The organism is Bradyrhizobium sp. ARR65 (assembly GCF_000472385.1).
Lineage (GTDB): Bacteria > Pseudomonadota > Alphaproteobacteria > Rhizobiales > Xanthobacteraceae > Bradyrhizobium.
This window is the reverse complement of record NZ_AWZU01000024.1, coordinates 15113-30991: the sequence shown is the minus strand read 5'-3', so window position 1 is coordinate 30991 and position 15879 is coordinate 15113. Positions and strand designations below refer to the sequence as shown.

The window sequence follows — 15879 nt, the reverse complement described above, 5'->3', positions numbered from 1 at the left end:
TTTGCCGCGAATAATGCCGTCTACCCTGTTGAAATGGCTCGCTTGTCTCTATAGACCGACGGTGCCGGCGCGAAACGGTTTGGACCCTCGTCCGGCCCTTCCGTCACGTCGTTTTGGGGCGTCGCCAAGTGGTAAGGCAGTGGATTTTGATTCCACCATGCGGAGGTTCGAATCCTCCCGCCCCAGCCACCGGTATCATCAAGCCTCCTCACTCCTCCTCCCATCTCCTTACCTCGCATCACGCGTTCCGATGACAAGGAACTGTTAATTCAAGACTTTTCTCCTCACGCCATGTCGTGCGTCCGCATCTCTCATCACCCGCCTCGGGCCGCCTTGAATTATAAACGGAATCAAACTAGATCATGCCTCGAAGCATGACTGGGCATTGCGCCCAATCGAACTTGGAAATTCCGAAATGATGGCCAAGTTTTTCAACGCCAAGAATCTCCACTCCCTGCCGGACGGTGGGCTGGACGAGAAAGGCAAGCGCAAGCAGAAGCTCTATACGGATGAACACCATCGGAGCTTCAAACTGCTCGTGACCGGCAACTCGCGTCTGTTCTATTCGCAGTGGGAGAAGCCCAAGCACATGCTGAAGGAGAGCCAGAAGCGCCAGCCCAAGCTCACGCCACTCGGCAGCGTCGAGGATTTTTCTTACAACGCCGCGCTCGCCGCGCATCTCAAGCTGCAGGACGACATCAAGCACGGCATCTATCCTGAGGCCACCAAAGGCGTGGGCCGCCGCAAGACCGGCCCAACCTTCGAAACCTATGGCACGAAAGTCGTCGCAGGGTGGGCTGACAAGCGCAAGAATGCCAAGGATGCCGCAGGCATGAAGCGGATCATTCCGATCTATTGCACGGCGATCAACAACCTTCCGATTGAGAAAATCGGCACGCCCGAGGTGCTCGACGTCATGCGTCCGATCTGGGACGCCAAGCCGGCGATGGCCGAGGAAGTGCGTGCGCTGGTTGCCCGCGTCCTGAAGGCGGCGGCGAGGGAAGAACTGCGTCCCGTGGGCGATCCGGCAAGCGTTGAGGCTATCGTCGCGGTGCTCGGCAAGCCCGTCAAAAAGCGCGGGCGGATTCGCGGACCCATGAAAGCGCTCAACGCAGAGAAGATGCCTGAGTTCATGGTCGAGCTGCGCGCCATCAAGAGCCAGTCGGCACGCGCGCTTGAAGCGCTGATCCTCTCCAACCTGCGCACCAATGCGGTACGCTATCTGCACATCGACCATCTCGATCTGGAAGGCGGCGTCGACGATCCGTTGCGGCCGGGACCGAAATGGACGGTGCCGAGCGACCTGATGAAGGTCGATGACGACGGCCATCCGTTCATCCTGCCGATGGTGCCGCGTCTCGTCGCCGTGCTCAAGGAGCAGATTGCGTACCTGCAAGAAACCTTCCCCGGCCAGCCGGTCGGGCTGTTGTGGCCCGGCGATGCCAGTCAGCTCAAAAATCCGTTCGAGCAGCCGATCTCGGAAAACACGATGCGCGATCTGCTCGTGGATACGCTGAAGAAGAACGCGACGCCGCACGGCATGCGCGCCACCTTCCAGACGTGGGCGGAAAATGAGCTGCAGGACGACGGCGAAACCATGAAGTTCAATCCCGATGCCATCGGCTACTGCATGGCGCACAATCCGGGCGACAAGGTCAAGCGCGCCTACCGGCGCAATCGGCTCTGGAAGCCCCGCATGGGCATCATGAATGCATGGGAGCGCCACCTTGCGCGGCCGAGGCCGCAGCTCAAGGCGGTCGCCTGAATATGCAGCGTTGGAGACGCAACGGAAGGCTTGTAGCTGAAAATTAGTCTTCACCGCGCGCCACGAACGGCGCGCGGTTGTACGTCGGGCCATTGTTCGATATAGCGCGTGATCTCGCTCGCCATCACCACCACCGAGTGTCCGTGCTTCTTGGCCTTCAGTTCGCCGCGCGCGATCACGCGGTCCAGTTTTGCCAGCGACATCCGCAATTCGATGGCAGCGTCCCGGCGTGTCAGGAACAGCCGCTGCGTTGGCGCTGGCACCTCTTGTTGCGCCTTGTGCATTCCCGTCATGGCCCGTCTCCTTTCCATCCAGCTATCATCAGTCGCGGGCTTCGATCTCCCGGATGTAGCGGATGACGCTCTCGCTGAACCCGTCGATGTGGGTCCATCGACCACAACCAACGCCGTTCCTGTTGGAGGCGAAAATCTCTCTCACGGCTAATCTAGGAATGAGCTCGGGCGACCCATCACGGTCGCAGAGGGCTGACCCGAGGTAAACAAGTTAATGCTGATGTCGTTGAATCGGCGCCTAAGTCGTGCAGATAGGTGGGTTGCTCCGAACGTCGTCGAGCTCAACTCTGCCTGCGCGAGCCGCCGACTGGCTACGAATTTGAGGGTCGGACGTCGAATCGTTCCGGGTGGGCCATGTAACGGAGGTTGGAATCCCTCCCTCTCCGCCACTTGCCCGCGACGTGCGAAAACCCCAATAAAACACGGCATTTCTCGAGCCACCGGATTCGGACGGTGGAGAACCGCGGTGGAGACCCCGCGGTTGGTTCGAATTTGTCTCAAATTGCCATCATTGTGAGCCTGTTGGAAGCCGAATCCTTGGAACCCGACCGCGAGCCGGACGTGGCATTCGGTCGAATCCTTCCGAAGGATCGATCCCAGACGGACGAGCACCAAGGGTATCATCGGCCTCTCGCAAGCGAGTCGGGGGATTCGGCCATGACCGGTGTGCCGGAGACGTTGAGGAAATCGCGCGCAAGACCTGGGTGACGCAGCGCGGCGGCATGCAGATCGCGGGTATCCGAAGGAGAAGCTCGAACCCGCGCTCGCGAGGGCTGAGCGATCGCTGACGCAGAGTTAGAGGGAGTGCGGCGCACAAGGGCCGCAGCTCGAAGCCTTCGTCAAGCTCCAGATGGAAGCCATCAGGCACTCCCCGAAGGAGATCGAGACCAGCGGCAACCCCAGGGCGGCAACGCCCAATTTAGGGCCGGCGATGCGGGTACCCGGAGCAGCAGTCCGATGGATGGAAGACCATCGTCGATGACGTGCACGGAAAGGGCGGCCGTATCGTCTCACAACTGTGGCATGTCGGCAGAACCTCGCACGTCAGCCTGGCCTCGGGGCTTGCGCCGGTGACGGCTTCGGTCGGGCCCTACGAAGCGAGAGGTCAGAAACGAAAAATCGTTTTTCGTTTTTCTTCGTAGAGGCCAGCGCTGAAAAATTTCAAGCTTCCGCAAAGCGCGCATTGGTTCGGAAGATACGGCCGGTTGCGCGACCACTAATAAATACAAATGGGGGGAGGCATGTCGAAATCGGCCTGGGCAGCGCTTTTCGCGATCATCGGCTTAACTGCAAGCCCGGTGTTTGCAGGAGACGTCGTACGGATTGGCGTTCTCAACGATCAATCAGGTCTTTATGCCGAGTTCGGCGGAATGGGCTCCGTCGAGGCGGCCAAGCTCGCCGTCGAAGAATTCGGCGGCCAAGTGCTCGGCAAGAAGGTCGAGATCGTGGCAGCCGATCACCAGAACAAGACCGACATCGGTCTGTCGACTGCGAGGAAATGGTTCGACGCCGACGGCGTCGGCATGATCACGGACCTCACCAATTCGGCTATCGCCATCGGGGTCCAGAACCTTGCTCGAGAGAAGGGTAAAATCACCATTTCCGTTGGCCCGGGCACGACGCGCCTCACCAACGAAGACTGCTCGCTGACCGGCTTCCACTGGATGTGGGATACGTATTCTCAGGCCGTGGGTACTGCGCGTGCGGTTCTCGCGGACGGCGGCAACAAATGGTTTCTGCTGGTCGCCGACTACGCCTTTGGGCATCAAATGGCAGCGGATCTGACGAAAGCCGTCGAGCAAAACGGAGGTACTGTGCTGGGAAGCGTCCGTCATCCCCTCAGCACAAGCGACTTCTCTTCCTTCCTGCTTCAAGCCCAGGCTTCGAAGGCGCAAGTAGTCGGACTCGCGAACGCGGGGGCCGATACAATCAACTCGATAAAGCAGGCGGCAGAATTCAATCTGGCTGGGACCGGTCAGAAGCTGGTTGGTTTGGTGGTGGTGATAAGCGACATCCGGGCGCTGGGGCTCAGCAGCGCCAAAGGGCTGCTGGTGACGACAGCGTACTACTGGGATCGCGACGACGACAGCCGCGAGTTCGCCAAGAGGTACGAAGCGCGGACCGGGAAAAAGCCGGGCATGATTCAGGCTGGCGTCTACTCGGGGGTACTACATTATCTCAAAGCGATCAAAGCGGCCGGAACCGAAGACGGAAAGGCGGTCGCCGAAAAAATGCGCGAACTTCCCGTGCAAGATCTCGTTTCGAAGAACGCCACGATCAGACCGGATGGGAGAGTGCTCCGAGATATGTATCTAGCGGAGGTGAAATCTCCATCGGAGTCAAAGGCTGATTGGGACTCCTATCGTATCGTTCGCACAATCCCGGCCGATCAAGCAGCTCTTCCGCTCGCGGAGAGCAAGTGCGGGTTGGTAAAGCATTCGCAATAGCGGCAAAGACCGCCAAGCGGAGTTCTGGGCAGCGGCCAAAACGCTCCAACTCGGGCTCTTCGGAGCAATGTGCTCTGGAATTCTCTGCTTCCATGGCTTGCCCGGGGGAGGAACGCCGCACACAACTCGGGCTATGCCGCATCAGCCGAGACGCCCGTCGTGTCCTCGGACGCACCAAGGTGTGTTTTTGCACGGCCTATGTCCTCCGAAATCAGCTTGAAACGTTTCAGCTTTCGTCTCTACGATAGGAAATGAAGACGCTTTGAATGTGGTGGGCGTAGCGGCATCGACCCAGGACAGCACTCGGTAATCGTCGGGCCGCTCCTCTCGCCGTGATGGAGGATGTGCTTGGACTGGAACGACCTGCGTTACTTCCTGGCCGTGGCCCGGCTTCACAGTTTAACGGAAGCCTCCCGACAGCTCAGAGTAAGCCAGGCGACCATCGCACGCCGGATCGCGGCTCTTGAGAGCACGATCGGGAGAGGTCTCTTCACCAAGCGACACGACGGATACAGTTTGACGACCGCGGGCGAAGCGTTGCTCGAACCCGCTGAGCAGGCGGAAGCTCATATGCTCTGGCTGGAACGAGGAGCGGCCTTTCCTGCCGAAAGCCTTGCTGGGATCGTCCGCTTGGCGATTCCGGAACTGTTGGGACAACACTTCATCATCCCGTCTCTTGCGGATTTTAGTGAGCGTCACCCTTCGATCAGGTTGGAGGTTATCGCCGATGTGCGCCCGATGCGCTTGAGCAGGCGCGAAGCCGACGTGCTCGTGCGTCTCGTGCACCCGCCGCACGGAGACTACCTGGTTCGCCGGGTCGGCCGGATCTCGCTTGCGCTGTATGGCTCGTCTACCTACTTGAGCGCGCGCGGTGCGCCCGACGTGCAGGCGGATCTGGTGAATCACCGCTTGATCGGCTGGGAGGCCGAACTCGGCTTTCTGCCGTTCTCTAGGTGGCTGCTGGACGCTTTGCCGGAGACAAACGTGGTCTTCCGCGCACACACGATGAGCGCACAGTTGGCGGCGGTCGAGGCCAATCTGGGTCTCGCTGTTTTGCCGGCCTTCGTTGCGAAGAAATTTGGCCTCGTCCGGGTTCTCAAGGAAGAGGCTCCGTTTTCGTCCGACATATGGATGTTGCAGGCACCGGGTTCGAGTTCGCTTGCACGAGTGAGGGTACTGGCCGACCATCTCGCGGAAGCCCTTCAGCAAGCGTCGGCCGAGTTCACGGACGTCGACTAGGAACCCGCAGCGGTTTCCTCGTAGAAATGCTCGCGTGAGGCTCGGGCATGGTCGACTCGAACGCCGGCCTATTCTTTTCAATTTTGAAAAACGCTTTTGCGTGATTGATGCTGGTCGCTCAGCGAAAAGAGCAGAAAAACGTAACCGGCAGTTACTCTGGAGCGTTTTCTGATATGACCATCACCGCGCACGCCTTCAAGTTTTCTCGTACCGGGGGGCCGGACGTACTCGAATGGGTCTCGGACCAGCTTCCTGCGCCTGCGGAAGGACAAGTGCAGATCCGCCACGAAGCGATCGGCGTCAATTATATCGACGTCTATCATCGTTCCGGGACTTATCCGCTTCCGCTACCCAGCGGCATCGGCGTCGAGGGGGCCGGCACGATCGAAGCTGTAGGCAGCGGAGTTTCGGGCCTCTCCGTGGGCGACCGCGTTGCCTACGCCGGTGGGCCTCCCGGCGCTTATGCCACCATCAGAAACGCACCTGCCGCCCGGGTTGTGAAGCCTCCGGCGGCCGTGTCGAGCAAGGCGGCCGCGAGCCTTATCTTCAAGGGCTTGACGGTCGAATATCTCATTCGGCGTTGTTATCAGGTGAAGGCCGGGGACGTCGTCTTGTGGCACGCCGCCGCCGGCGGCATCGGCCTGATCGCGTGTCAGTGGCTGAAGGCCATGGGGGCGACCGTCATCGGCACGGTTGGCAGCGAAGACAAAGCGAAGCTCGTGCGCGCCAACGGCTGCGATCATCCGATCGTCTACACGAACCAGAACTTCGTCGAGCAGGTGAAGGAGATCACCAAGGGCGAGGGCGTCGCAGTGGTCTACGACTCGGTCGGAGCGCAGACATTCAATGGTTCGCTGGATTGCCTGCGGATGACCGGTACCTTGGTCAGCTTCGGTACCTCGTCGGGGCCGGTGCCGCCGTTCGATCTCGGCGTGCTTGGCGCGAAGGGCTCGCTTTTCGTCACGAGGCCCTCCATCGCGCATTACACGGCGAAACGCCCGGATCTGGAAAAAGGCGCTGCCGCGGTGTTCGAGGCTATCGAGCGCGGAACCATAAAGGCCGTGGGGGTTACGGAGTACAAGCTGGCCGATGCTGCCCAGGCTCACCGGGATCTGGAGGCCAGGAAGACTTCCGGCTCCTTGATCCTACTTCCCTGATCTACTTCCGCGATCCTACTTCCCCGATCCTCGTGGATCGGGGGAGCGCCTGAATAAACATAAAGAAACAGCCGTCTAGGGAGGCGGGATTGGCCCAAAATGCAGAGACGTACGACTACATAATAGTCGGAGCCGGTACCGCCGGTTGCCTTCTCGCAAATCGCCTGTCCGCCGACCCGCGCCATCGGGTGCTCCTGCTCGAGGCCGGTGGGAAGGACAACTATCATTGGGTCCACATACCCGTCGGATATCTTTACTGCATCAACAACCCCCGGACCGACTGGTGCTACAGCACGGAACCGGAACCGGGACTTGCCGGCCGTTCGATAAGGTACGCCCGCGGCAAACTGCTTGGCGGATGCTCCTCGATCAACGGCATGGTGTACATGCGCGGTCAATCGGACGACTACGACCGTTGGGCCGACGCAGGAAATCCCGGCTGGAGTTGGAGGGAGGTGTTGCCCTTCTTCATGAAGCACGAAGATTTCGTCCATGGCGCCGACGGAGAGCACGGCAGCGGCGGCGAGTGGCGGATCGAGGAGCAGCGACTGCATTGGCCGATTCTGGACGTCTTTCGCGCTGCATGCGTCGAGACCGGCATTCCCGCCACTTCCGACTTCAACCGGGGTGACAACTTCGGGGTCGGCTATTTTCAGGTCAACCAGCGCAACGGCTGGCGATTGAATTCCAGCAAGGCGTTTCTCCGGCCGGTGCAGCAAAGGCCCAATCTCCGCATCCTGACTCATTCTCACGTCCGGAAGATAATTCTGGACGGCAAGAGAGCGGTGGGAGTGCAGATAGACCGCGACGGCGCCGTAATGATCGCTCATGCCCGTGCCGAAGTCATTCTTACCGCGGGATCGATCGCGTCGCCTCAGTTGCTGGAGCTCTCGGGGATAGGCAAAGGCGACCATCTCCAACGACTGGGAATCGATACCTTGGTCGATTCGCCCGGCGTGGGCGAGAACCTTCAGGATCACCTTCAACTGCGCCTGACCTACAAGGTTCAAGACGCGCTGACGCTGAACCAGCTTGCCTCGACGCTCCACGGCAAGGCGCGCATAGCGCTGCAATATGCGTTGGGTCGCCGGGGCCCGATGAGCATGGCGCCGAGCCAGCTCGGGGCGTTCGCCAAGTCGGATTCGTCGCAACGAACTCCGAACCTTCAGTATCATATCCAGCCTCTGACGCTCGACCGCTTCGGTGATGCTCTTCATCCGTATCCGGCGATCACGGCGAGCGTTGCGAATCTTCGTCCCGAGGCCCGCGGCTCGGTGCACGCTGCTTCGCCGGACCACCGCGTCCATCCCTCCATACGCTTGAACTATCTAAGCGCGCCGGCGGACCGCAAGGTCGCCGTCGATTCCATCCACCTTACCAGGCGCATCATGGCGGCTAAGGCGTTCGGGCCACATCGGCCGGAGGAGGTGCTGCCCGGACCGCTGCTCCAGACCGAGGAGCAGTTGACGCAGGCGGCTGGCGAAATGGCAACGACGATTTTCCATCCTGTCGGCACAGCCCGGATGGGAAAGGATCGAGACGCCGTCGTAGATCACCGGCTCAGAGTCCGAGGCGTTGCCGGGCTGAGGGTCATCGACGCTTCCGTAATGCCCACGATAACGTCGGGCAACACGAACGCGCCGACGCTGATGATCGCCGAGAAAGGGGCCAAAATGATAGAAGAGGAGTCCCGCGTCGGAGCTGTCCGGGCCATGGAGCTGGTCTGAAGACTTCGCTCAACGTAACGATAAAAGCGTCAATGCGGAGGAATTGTCATGAACGAGAATCCGTCCTTTCAGCGTGTTCAACAGCGCAAGATGCTCGTTGCGGGAAATTGGGTGCATGCGAAGGGCGGCGAGTTCGTCGATGTCGAAAACCCCGCTCGACGTCAGATCATCGCAGCCGTCCCGCGGGGATCCGCCGAAGACGTGAACGACGCAGTCGATGCCGCCATCCTGGCATTCGAGTCCTGGAAGCGGGTACCGCCGAGAGAGCGCGGCCGAGCGCTGCAGAACATCGCGGATGAGGTGGAGTCGAGATCGGAAGGACTCGCGCGCCTCATCGCCGAGGAAACTGGAAACGCCCTTCGGACGCAAGCGCGCCCAGAGGTGAAGTCTTCCATAGAAATGTTCCGGTACTTCGGGGGCTTGGCTTCCGAACTCAAGGGAGAAACCATACCCCTTTCCCGCGACGTGTTGAGCTTCACCGTAAGAGAGCCTCTGGGCGTAGTTGCGGCCATTATTCCGTGGAACGCGCCTTTCCTGCTCGCATCCGTGAAGATCGCCCCGGCGCTTTGCGCGGGAAATACAATGGTCATGAAGACGGCGGAGGACGCGCCCCTTGCTGTTCTGGCGTTGGCTGAAATCTGCGCCAAACACATACCACCTGGGGTGCTCAATGTCCTCACCGGCACGGGAACGGAATGCGGCGCGCCGCTACTTAACCATCCCGAGGTGTCGAAGCTGTCCTTTACCGGCTCGACCCCGGTCGGCAAACTGGTGATGGAAGCGGCCGCAAAGAGAATCATACCCGTGTCACTCGAGTTGGGAGGAAAAAGTCCTTCGATCGTATTTCCCGACGCCGTCGACGACTGGGTGATCGAGGGCATCATCGCGGCCATGCGCTTCACGCGACAAAGCCAGTCGTGCACGGCTGGATCGCGGCTGTTCGTCCACAAGGATGTCTACTCCAAGGTGTTGGAGAAACTTTGTTCAGCGGTTTCCAAACTGAAGGTAGGCGATCCGCTTTCGGAAGAAACCGACATCGGGGCGATCATCAACCGTAGACAGTTCGAGAAGGTGTGCAGCTACATCGAAGAGGGAGTGCGACAGCCGAACTCCAAACTCGTGATCGGCGGCCTTCCGAACCGGCCCGAGGACACCGGCTACTTCCTACAACCGACGATCTTCGGCCAGGGAGAGAACAGCTGGCGGCTTGCCCAAGAGGAGATCTTCGGCCCCGTCATGGTCGCGATACCTTGGGAAGACGAGGCGGAGGTGATCCGGATGGCGAACGATAGCCACTATGGGCTGGCGGCCTACGTGTGGACCCATGACATCGGCAAGGCTCTTCGCACGGCTCGCGATGTCGAAGCCGGCTGGGTTCAAGTGAACCAAGGAGCAGGTCAGCAGCCGGGCCACTCGTATGGCGGCTACAAACAGAGCGGGCTGGGGCGCGAGTTCTCGCTGGCGGCAATGCTCGATAGCTTCACCCAGACCAAGAATGTGACTGTGAACCTCGTACACTGATGTCAAAACTCGAGGGCCCGAATAGCGGCCGCGTTGATATGGTCGATGGCGGCAGGAGCTCTCGGTCGTGCCGCAAGGAGGACGCACAATGAAGGCGGTTCTCGTCGAAAAATTTTCGCCGGTTCGGTCGCTCCGGATCCAGGATGTCCCGACCGCGGATCTGCCACAAGGAAGCGCTCGAGTTCGGATCAAGGCGGCCGGCATCGGCTTCGTCGATGATCTTAAGGTCCAGGGACTCTATCAAACCAAAGATCCGCTTCCCTTCGTTCCTGGGACGGAGTTTTCCGGCGTGGTGGACGAGATCGGCGAGGCCGTGTGTCGAATAATGGTTGGCGATCGGGTGTTCGGGCTGGCTTCGCGCGGCGCGTTGGCCGAAGAGATCGTGGTGCCGGAGAGGGAGCTGTTCAGGATTCCCGAGAGCCTCTCGTTCGTTCAGGCCGCGGCGATTCCCGTGAACTATCTCACGGCGACATATGGCCTTCGGGAGCGTGCGGCGCTGGGCGCGGGAGAGATCCTCCTCGTGCTCGGAGCAGCAGGCGGAACCGGGACGGCGGCGATCAAGGTGGGGAAGAGCTTGGGGGCGCATGTGATCGCCGCCGCTTCGTCCGAGGAAAAGCGATCATTCGCATGCTCGCAAGGTGCCGACTCCGCGGTCGACTACACGAACAAGGATTGGCGGGACGCGTTGAAGTCGCTCACCAAAGGTCGCGCGGTGGACGTGGTTTTCGATGCGGTCGGCGGTGAAATCTCGCCCATCGCCTTTCGTACGCTGGCTTGGAGGGGACGGCATCTCGTGGTCGGGTTCGCTGCAGGAAAAATCCCGGCCCTTCCGTTCAATATCGCACTTCTGAAGGGGGCGTCGCTCACCGGAGTGGACAGCGCTCAAATTCGGAAGTTCGAGCCGGACGTCTTTGATCGGGTGATGGAGGACATTCGCGTCGCTTTGGAAGCGCGCTCGCTCTCGCCGCCGCCGACGCAAGCGTTTTCTTTCTCAGACTTCCAGAAGGCGTTCGAAACGATGACTGCGCGTCGGGCGAGGGGAAAAATAGTGGTGGAAGTGACCGCCTAAGAATGACCCGTGCCCCTGATCGATCGGTGATGATGCCATGAGCGATTGCAACTTGTTCTCTTCCGTACTTCCGGGCGACGTCGACTCGAGGCGGGTCGCGATAGAGCTGCCCGACGGAAGAACCGTCAGCTACGGCCAACTCATCGAACTTAGCGGCTGCATGGCGAACCTGCTCGTCGGGCGAGGGATGCGCCCAGGTGATCGTCTGGCCGCTCAGGTCGAGAAGTCCTTCGAGGCGCTCGTCCTGTACCTTGCGACGGTCAGAGCCGGCGGAGTATACCTTCCGCTGAACACCGCATACACGCCTAACGAGTTGCAATACTTCCTGAAGGACGCTGAGCCCACGATCGTGGTCTGCGATCCTTCGTGCCGACCGAATTTCGTCGACATGGCGGCCGAACTCGGGGCTGTCGTCGAGACGCTCGGCGGCGACGGCAGCGGCAGTCTTTCGCAGGCGGCGACTGCCGAGACCTCGACGTTCGGAACGGTCGGTCGCGCGCCCGACGATCTGGCCGCGGTCCTATACACCTCGGGCACGACGGGCCGTTCGAAAGGGGCCATGCTGACCCATGGAAATCTGATTTCCAACGCTCGAACTCTCGTGGAGAGTTGGCAGCTCTCGGATCGGGACGTGCTGATCCACATGCTTCCGATCTATCATACGCACGGCCTCTTCGTGGCTTCGAACGTCACGCTTATGGCCGGCGCGCGCATGATCTTCCGCCCACGTTTCGACGCCGGCGACGCGCTGGCCCTGATGCCGCGGGCGACCGTGCTGATGGGCGTTCCCACCTTCTACGTTCGTTTGCTCAAGCTGCCGGGCCTGCGCGCCGCATCCGAACGCATACGCCTTTTCGTTTCCGGGTCGGCTCCGCTGCCTGCGCAGGTGCACCAGCAATGGCGCGATGAGACCGGGCACTCGATCCTGGAGCGGTACGGAATGACGGAGACGGGCATGAACACTTCGAACCCGTATTCGGGCGAAAGGGTGCCCGGCACGGTGGGATTGCCCCTCCCCGGAGTGAAAATTCGGGTTGCCCATCCGGAAAATGGCCGCGTTCTTGGCCAGAACGAGGTCGGAGTCGTCGAAGTGAGCGGACCGAACGTCTTCAAGGGGTACTGGCGGATGCCCGAGAAGACGGCATCCGAGTTTCGCGAAGACGGGTTCTTCGTCACGGGAGATCTGGGCCGCATCGATGAGCGCGGGTATCTCCATATCGTCGGGCGCGGGAAGGATCTCATCATAACCGGCGGCTTCAATGTCTATCCGAAGGAGGTCGAGGCCGAGATCGATGCGATCGGCGGCGTGGTGGAGAGTGCGGTCATCGGGTTGCCGCACCCCGAGTTCGGGGAGGGAGTGACGGCCGCCGTCGTGCGTGCGCCGGGCTCTCTCGTCGATGAAGACGCGATCCTGAAGGCCGTTTCGGACAGACTGGCCAAATTCAAACAGCCGAAGCGGGTGGTCTTCGTCGAGGCCCTGCCGCGCAACACGATGGGCAAGGTGCAGAAGAACCTGCTGCGGGAGAACTTGGTCGGACTGTATGGGGAGGGATAGACGCGTCCGACCGTCGGGCCGAACCGGAGCTTCTATTTCGCTGGGTGATCCGCGGGTATCCAGGAACCGAGATGAACGCGCAGGTTTTCCGAAACTGAACGAGCGTGAGCCGGTGAGCCGAATACCTGACTTTGCCACGATCGGCCGGTGCATGCACTGAAGCGCATGCCGAGCCGTGGCTCACGCCCGAACGGTGAAGCTTGACAGCGATGAAAGGTGTAAGCGATGGGTTCGCACGCTTGCTGATGATTGGTTTTTCAAAAACACATCGTGTTGCCGGGCGAGCGAGTTTTCTCTTTCTACAGTTGAAAGTATCCAAGCAAGAAAAGCCCACAATCGCAAAATGATTTTTCACTTTTGGTGGTGGTCGCCGCGCGAGAAGAGGGCGAAATGGAGAGCTGCCGCCATCGTCCGGATCGTGGGGATGGCCGTCGGAGTGCTCGGGAGTACTTGATGGCGACGTACCTTATCTGTCACGGAGCTTGGGCCGGCAACTGGGCGTGGAAAAGAATCCGGGACCTTCTACGCACCGAAAACCATGAAGTTCTCGTTCCGACTTATACCGGCTTGGGCGAGCGCGCTCATCTGGCCAACCCGCTGGTAGATCTCGAGACTCACATTCAGGATGTGAGAAACGTGATCGAGTACGAGAATCTGACCGACATCATTCTGGTAGGCCACAGCTACGGCGGAATGGTCGCGACGGGGATCGCCGATCGCATCCCGGAACGGATCAGACAGATGATCTACGTCGACGCCTTCGTACCGCAGGACGGAGAGTCCCTGTACGATCTTTCGGGGGGCGAATCCAGCTTTGCCGCTTCCGTCGAAGGATGGCTGATCCCGCCCGTCGCCCTGGCGCCGGACACGTCCCCAGAGGACATCGCCTGGACGACGCCCTTGCGCCGGCATCAGCCTGTGCGGACGTTTTCACAACGGCTGCGGCTGTCGCATGCGACACCTCCTTGTCCGCGCGCCTACATTCACTGCACCCGGAAGCCGAACAAGGATTTCTTTCGCCAGTTCGCGGACAGGTTTTCTCAGAATCCGGCTTGGGCGTTCCACGGCATCGACGCCAGTCACAGTCCGAATATCACCGATCCGCATTTGCTCGCGCAATTGCTGCTCTCGTATGCGCCGGCTCCGTTGCCGTGAAACGGTTTTATCGAGGTCAACCGACAGGACGTCCGGAAGAACCTCGTTCACCGCGACGAGTTGATCGGCGTTCGAGTCGGCGACGGCGGCCCTCATGGAGGGCTCCTCCCTGTGACTCCGCTCTCGCACCGTCGGTGCGGGAGCGGTTCTTTGTCGACCGCGATTTCACACAGTAGCCGACGACGCGAGATTGTTCGCCGGCGGAGCTCTAGCAGCAAGCGTCCCGGAGCGAGGAAAGCCGATGTATCAAACCGACCTCTCACTTACGCGAAATCGGATCCTCACTCGCGCGAGCAACATCGCATTTTGCGCTCTTACATGGGTGGCGCTTGGAGTTGGCCAGGCCCGCGCTACAGATTGCGACGCCCTGAACGGAAAGAAATTCGGCGGCGGACTCGTCACCGCAGCAACCGCCGTTGCGCCTCCATTCTCCGTGTCCGGTATGGACCCGCCGGTGGCCGTATCGATAGCCAAGCCGTTCTGCCGGCTGCAGGGCCGTCTGGAGCCGAGCGCTGATTCGAACATCCACTTCGAGGTTTGGCTGCCGCCTGCGGAGGCATGGAACGGCAAGTACGCGGGCATCGGGAACGGCGGATTCGCCGGCTCGCTTACCTACGCGCCCATGACTCCGGCGCGTCCGCGTGATGGGCGCGCATCGCATCGAACTGTCTGGTTTCACAGACACCATGCGGGATCGTCTCCGTGCCTATGGGCTCTTCGGGGAGATCATCTCCTGGAAGCTGCGCATGTTCGTTCCGACCGACGAAAGTGGTGTCGGCCGTTCTGGCCAAGCTGTTCGAACGCTACCCGATCGAACGGGTCGGTGAACGGGAGGCCGCGTGATGGCGCGCGATGCTTCCGAATTGGCCCATCGCCTCGCGCGTGAGGCGGAGGCGGTGTGCCGCCATTATCTCTCCAACGGCAAGCGCGCGGGACGGTACTGGTTGGTTGGCGATGTCCATAACACGCCGGGTCGCTCGCTGTTCGTGCGGCTTCAGGACTCGCCGAAGGGGCCTGCTGGCAAGTGGACGGACGCCGCAACGTCCGAGCACGGCGATTTGCTCGACATCATCCGAGAGAGCCTCGGGCTTCGCGACTTCCGCGAGGTTGCGGAGGAGGCGCGGCGATTTCTGAAGCTGCCCCGCTCTGAACCGGAACTCGTCTCGAAGCCGGTTCTTCCGACGGTCGCGACCGGATCGCAGGAAGCCGCGAGACGGCTGTTTGCCATCTCTGGTCCGATCGAGGGGACCATCGCTGAGACTTACTTGCACCGCCGAGGCATAGCCCCTGTGCACCATGGCGGCAGCCTGCGCTTCCATCCGCGTTGCTACTATCGACCTGACGAGCACCTTCCGACCGAGACCTGGCCTGCTATGATCGCCCGCGTCACAGACCTCGAAGGCCGTATCACCGGCGTGCACCGTACCTGGCTCGATCCCTTTGGATTTGACCGGATTCGGCTCGGCAAGGCACCGATCGACACTCCGCGAGGCGCGATGGGAGACCTCCGTGGCAACGCGGTGCTTTTCGGCCCGGCGAACGAAGACGTACTCGTCGCGGGCGAAGGCATCGAGACCATGTTGTCGCTGCGCTGCGTGCTGCCGAGCATGCCGATGGCAGCCGCACTTTCCGCCAATCACCTCGCGGCCATGCTACTCTCACCGGATTTGCGCCGCATCTATATCGCTCGCGACGCCGATGCCGCGGGAAACGCGGTACAGATCACTCTCGCACAGCGCGCACGAACTGTCGGTATCGAGCCGATCGCGCTGTCGCCGCGGCTTGGTGATTTCAATGAAGATCTGCACGTCTTCGGGCTCGATGCCCTCCGGGCAGCGTTGCGGATACAGCTCGCACCTGAGGACGTCGACCGCTTCCTGTTGCCCTCCACAGTGGCCAGATAGCTGCGTCTGCCCTCCATTGACGTCAACAGGGTCGGTCGCGGCGAATC

General features: G+C 60.9%; 11 protein-coding genes, 1 tRNA gene and 1 pseudogene. 12 read left to right on the top strand and 1 reads right to left on the bottom strand.

Annotation, left to right across the window (positions count from 1 at the left end; all coding sequences use genetic code 11):
* Positions 1 to 114 precede the first annotated feature (114 nt).
* Together F758_RS0124410 and F758_RS0124405 are read left to right on the top strand one after the other, a co-directional pair.
* Positions 115 to 189, top strand: a tRNA-Gln gene (locus tag F758_RS0124410).
* 226 nt (positions 190 to 415) lie between these two features.
* A complete protein-coding gene (locus F758_RS0124405; RefSeq protein WP_024510331.1) occupies positions 416 to 1765 on the top strand; it encodes a tyrosine-type recombinase/integrase in 1350 nt (449 codons plus the stop codon).
* Positions 1766 to 1815: 50 nt separating this feature from the next.
* Here F758_RS0124405 and F758_RS0124400 read toward each other — a convergent pair whose 3' ends face one another.
* Positions 1816 to 2058 (bottom strand): hypothetical protein, encoded by a 243-nt coding sequence (locus tag F758_RS0124400; RefSeq protein ID WP_157450136.1) that lies wholly within the window; start codon positions 2056 to 2058, stop codon positions 1816 to 1818.
* Between the two features lie 1241 nt (positions 2059 to 3299).
* Between F758_RS0124400 and F758_RS0124395 the strand changes: the two genes are divergently transcribed.
* The 10 genes and pseudogenes from F758_RS0124395 to F758_RS0124350 all read left to right on the top strand — a co-directional run bounded on the left by F758_RS0124395 (position 3300) and on the right by F758_RS0124350 (position 15832).
* Positions 3300 to 4505, top strand: a complete 1206-nt coding sequence (locus F758_RS0124395; RefSeq protein WP_024510329.1) for an ABC transporter substrate-binding protein — start codon at positions 3300 to 3302, stop codon at positions 4503 to 4505.
* A 348-nt stretch (positions 4506 to 4853) separates the two neighbouring features.
* Positions 4854 to 5744 carry a LysR family transcriptional regulator gene (locus tag F758_RS0124390; RefSeq protein ID WP_024510328.1) on the top strand — a complete coding sequence of 297 codons (891 nt, stop codon included), beginning with the start codon at positions 4854 to 4856 and terminating at the stop codon, positions 5742 to 5744.
* Positions 5745 to 5917: 173 nt separating this feature from the next.
* The gene (locus F758_RS0124385; RefSeq protein WP_024510327.1) at positions 5918 to 6901 is read left to right on the top strand and encodes a quinone oxidoreductase family protein; all 984 of its coding nucleotides are present in this window, start codon (positions 5918 to 5920) and stop codon (positions 6899 to 6901) included.
* Positions 6902 to 6990: 89 nt separating this feature from the next.
* On the top strand, positions 6991 to 8628 hold the full coding sequence (locus F758_RS0124380; protein WP_024510326.1) for a GMC family oxidoreductase: 1638 nt from the start codon (positions 6991 to 6993) through the stop codon (positions 8626 to 8628).
* A gap of 48 nt (positions 8629 to 8676) precedes the next feature.
* Positions 8677 to 10149: an aldehyde dehydrogenase family protein gene (locus F758_RS0124375; RefSeq protein ID WP_024510325.1), complete on the top strand. Its 1473-nt coding sequence runs from the start codon at positions 8677 to 8679 to the stop codon at positions 10147 to 10149.
* An 88-nt stretch (positions 10150 to 10237) separates the two neighbouring features.
* Entirely contained in the window at positions 10238 to 11218 is a 981-nt protein-coding gene (locus F758_RS0124370; RefSeq protein WP_024510324.1) for an NADPH:quinone oxidoreductase family protein, read from the top strand.
* Between the two features lie 37 nt (positions 11219 to 11255).
* On the top strand, positions 11256 to 12773 hold the full coding sequence (locus F758_RS0124365) for a malonate--CoA ligase (protein ID WP_024510323.1): 1518 nt from the start codon (positions 11256 to 11258) through the stop codon (positions 12771 to 12773).
* 360 nt (positions 12774 to 13133) lie between these two features.
* Complete coding sequence (locus tag F758_RS0124355; protein WP_349543253.1) at positions 13134 to 13928, top strand: alpha/beta fold hydrolase; 795 nt, start codon at positions 13134 to 13136, stop codon at positions 13926 to 13928.
* 626 nt (positions 13929 to 14554) lie between these two features.
* Positions 14555 to 14771, top strand: a pseudogene (locus F758_RS53355) (hypothetical protein); the annotation flags it as partial.
* On the top strand, positions 14771 to 15832 hold the full coding sequence (locus F758_RS0124350; protein WP_024510321.1) for a DUF7146 domain-containing protein: 1062 nt from the start codon (positions 14771 to 14773) through the stop codon (positions 15830 to 15832). The pseudogene F758_RS53355 and the gene F758_RS0124350, both read left to right, overlap by 1 nt.
* Positions 15833 to 15879 lie beyond the last annotated feature (47 nt).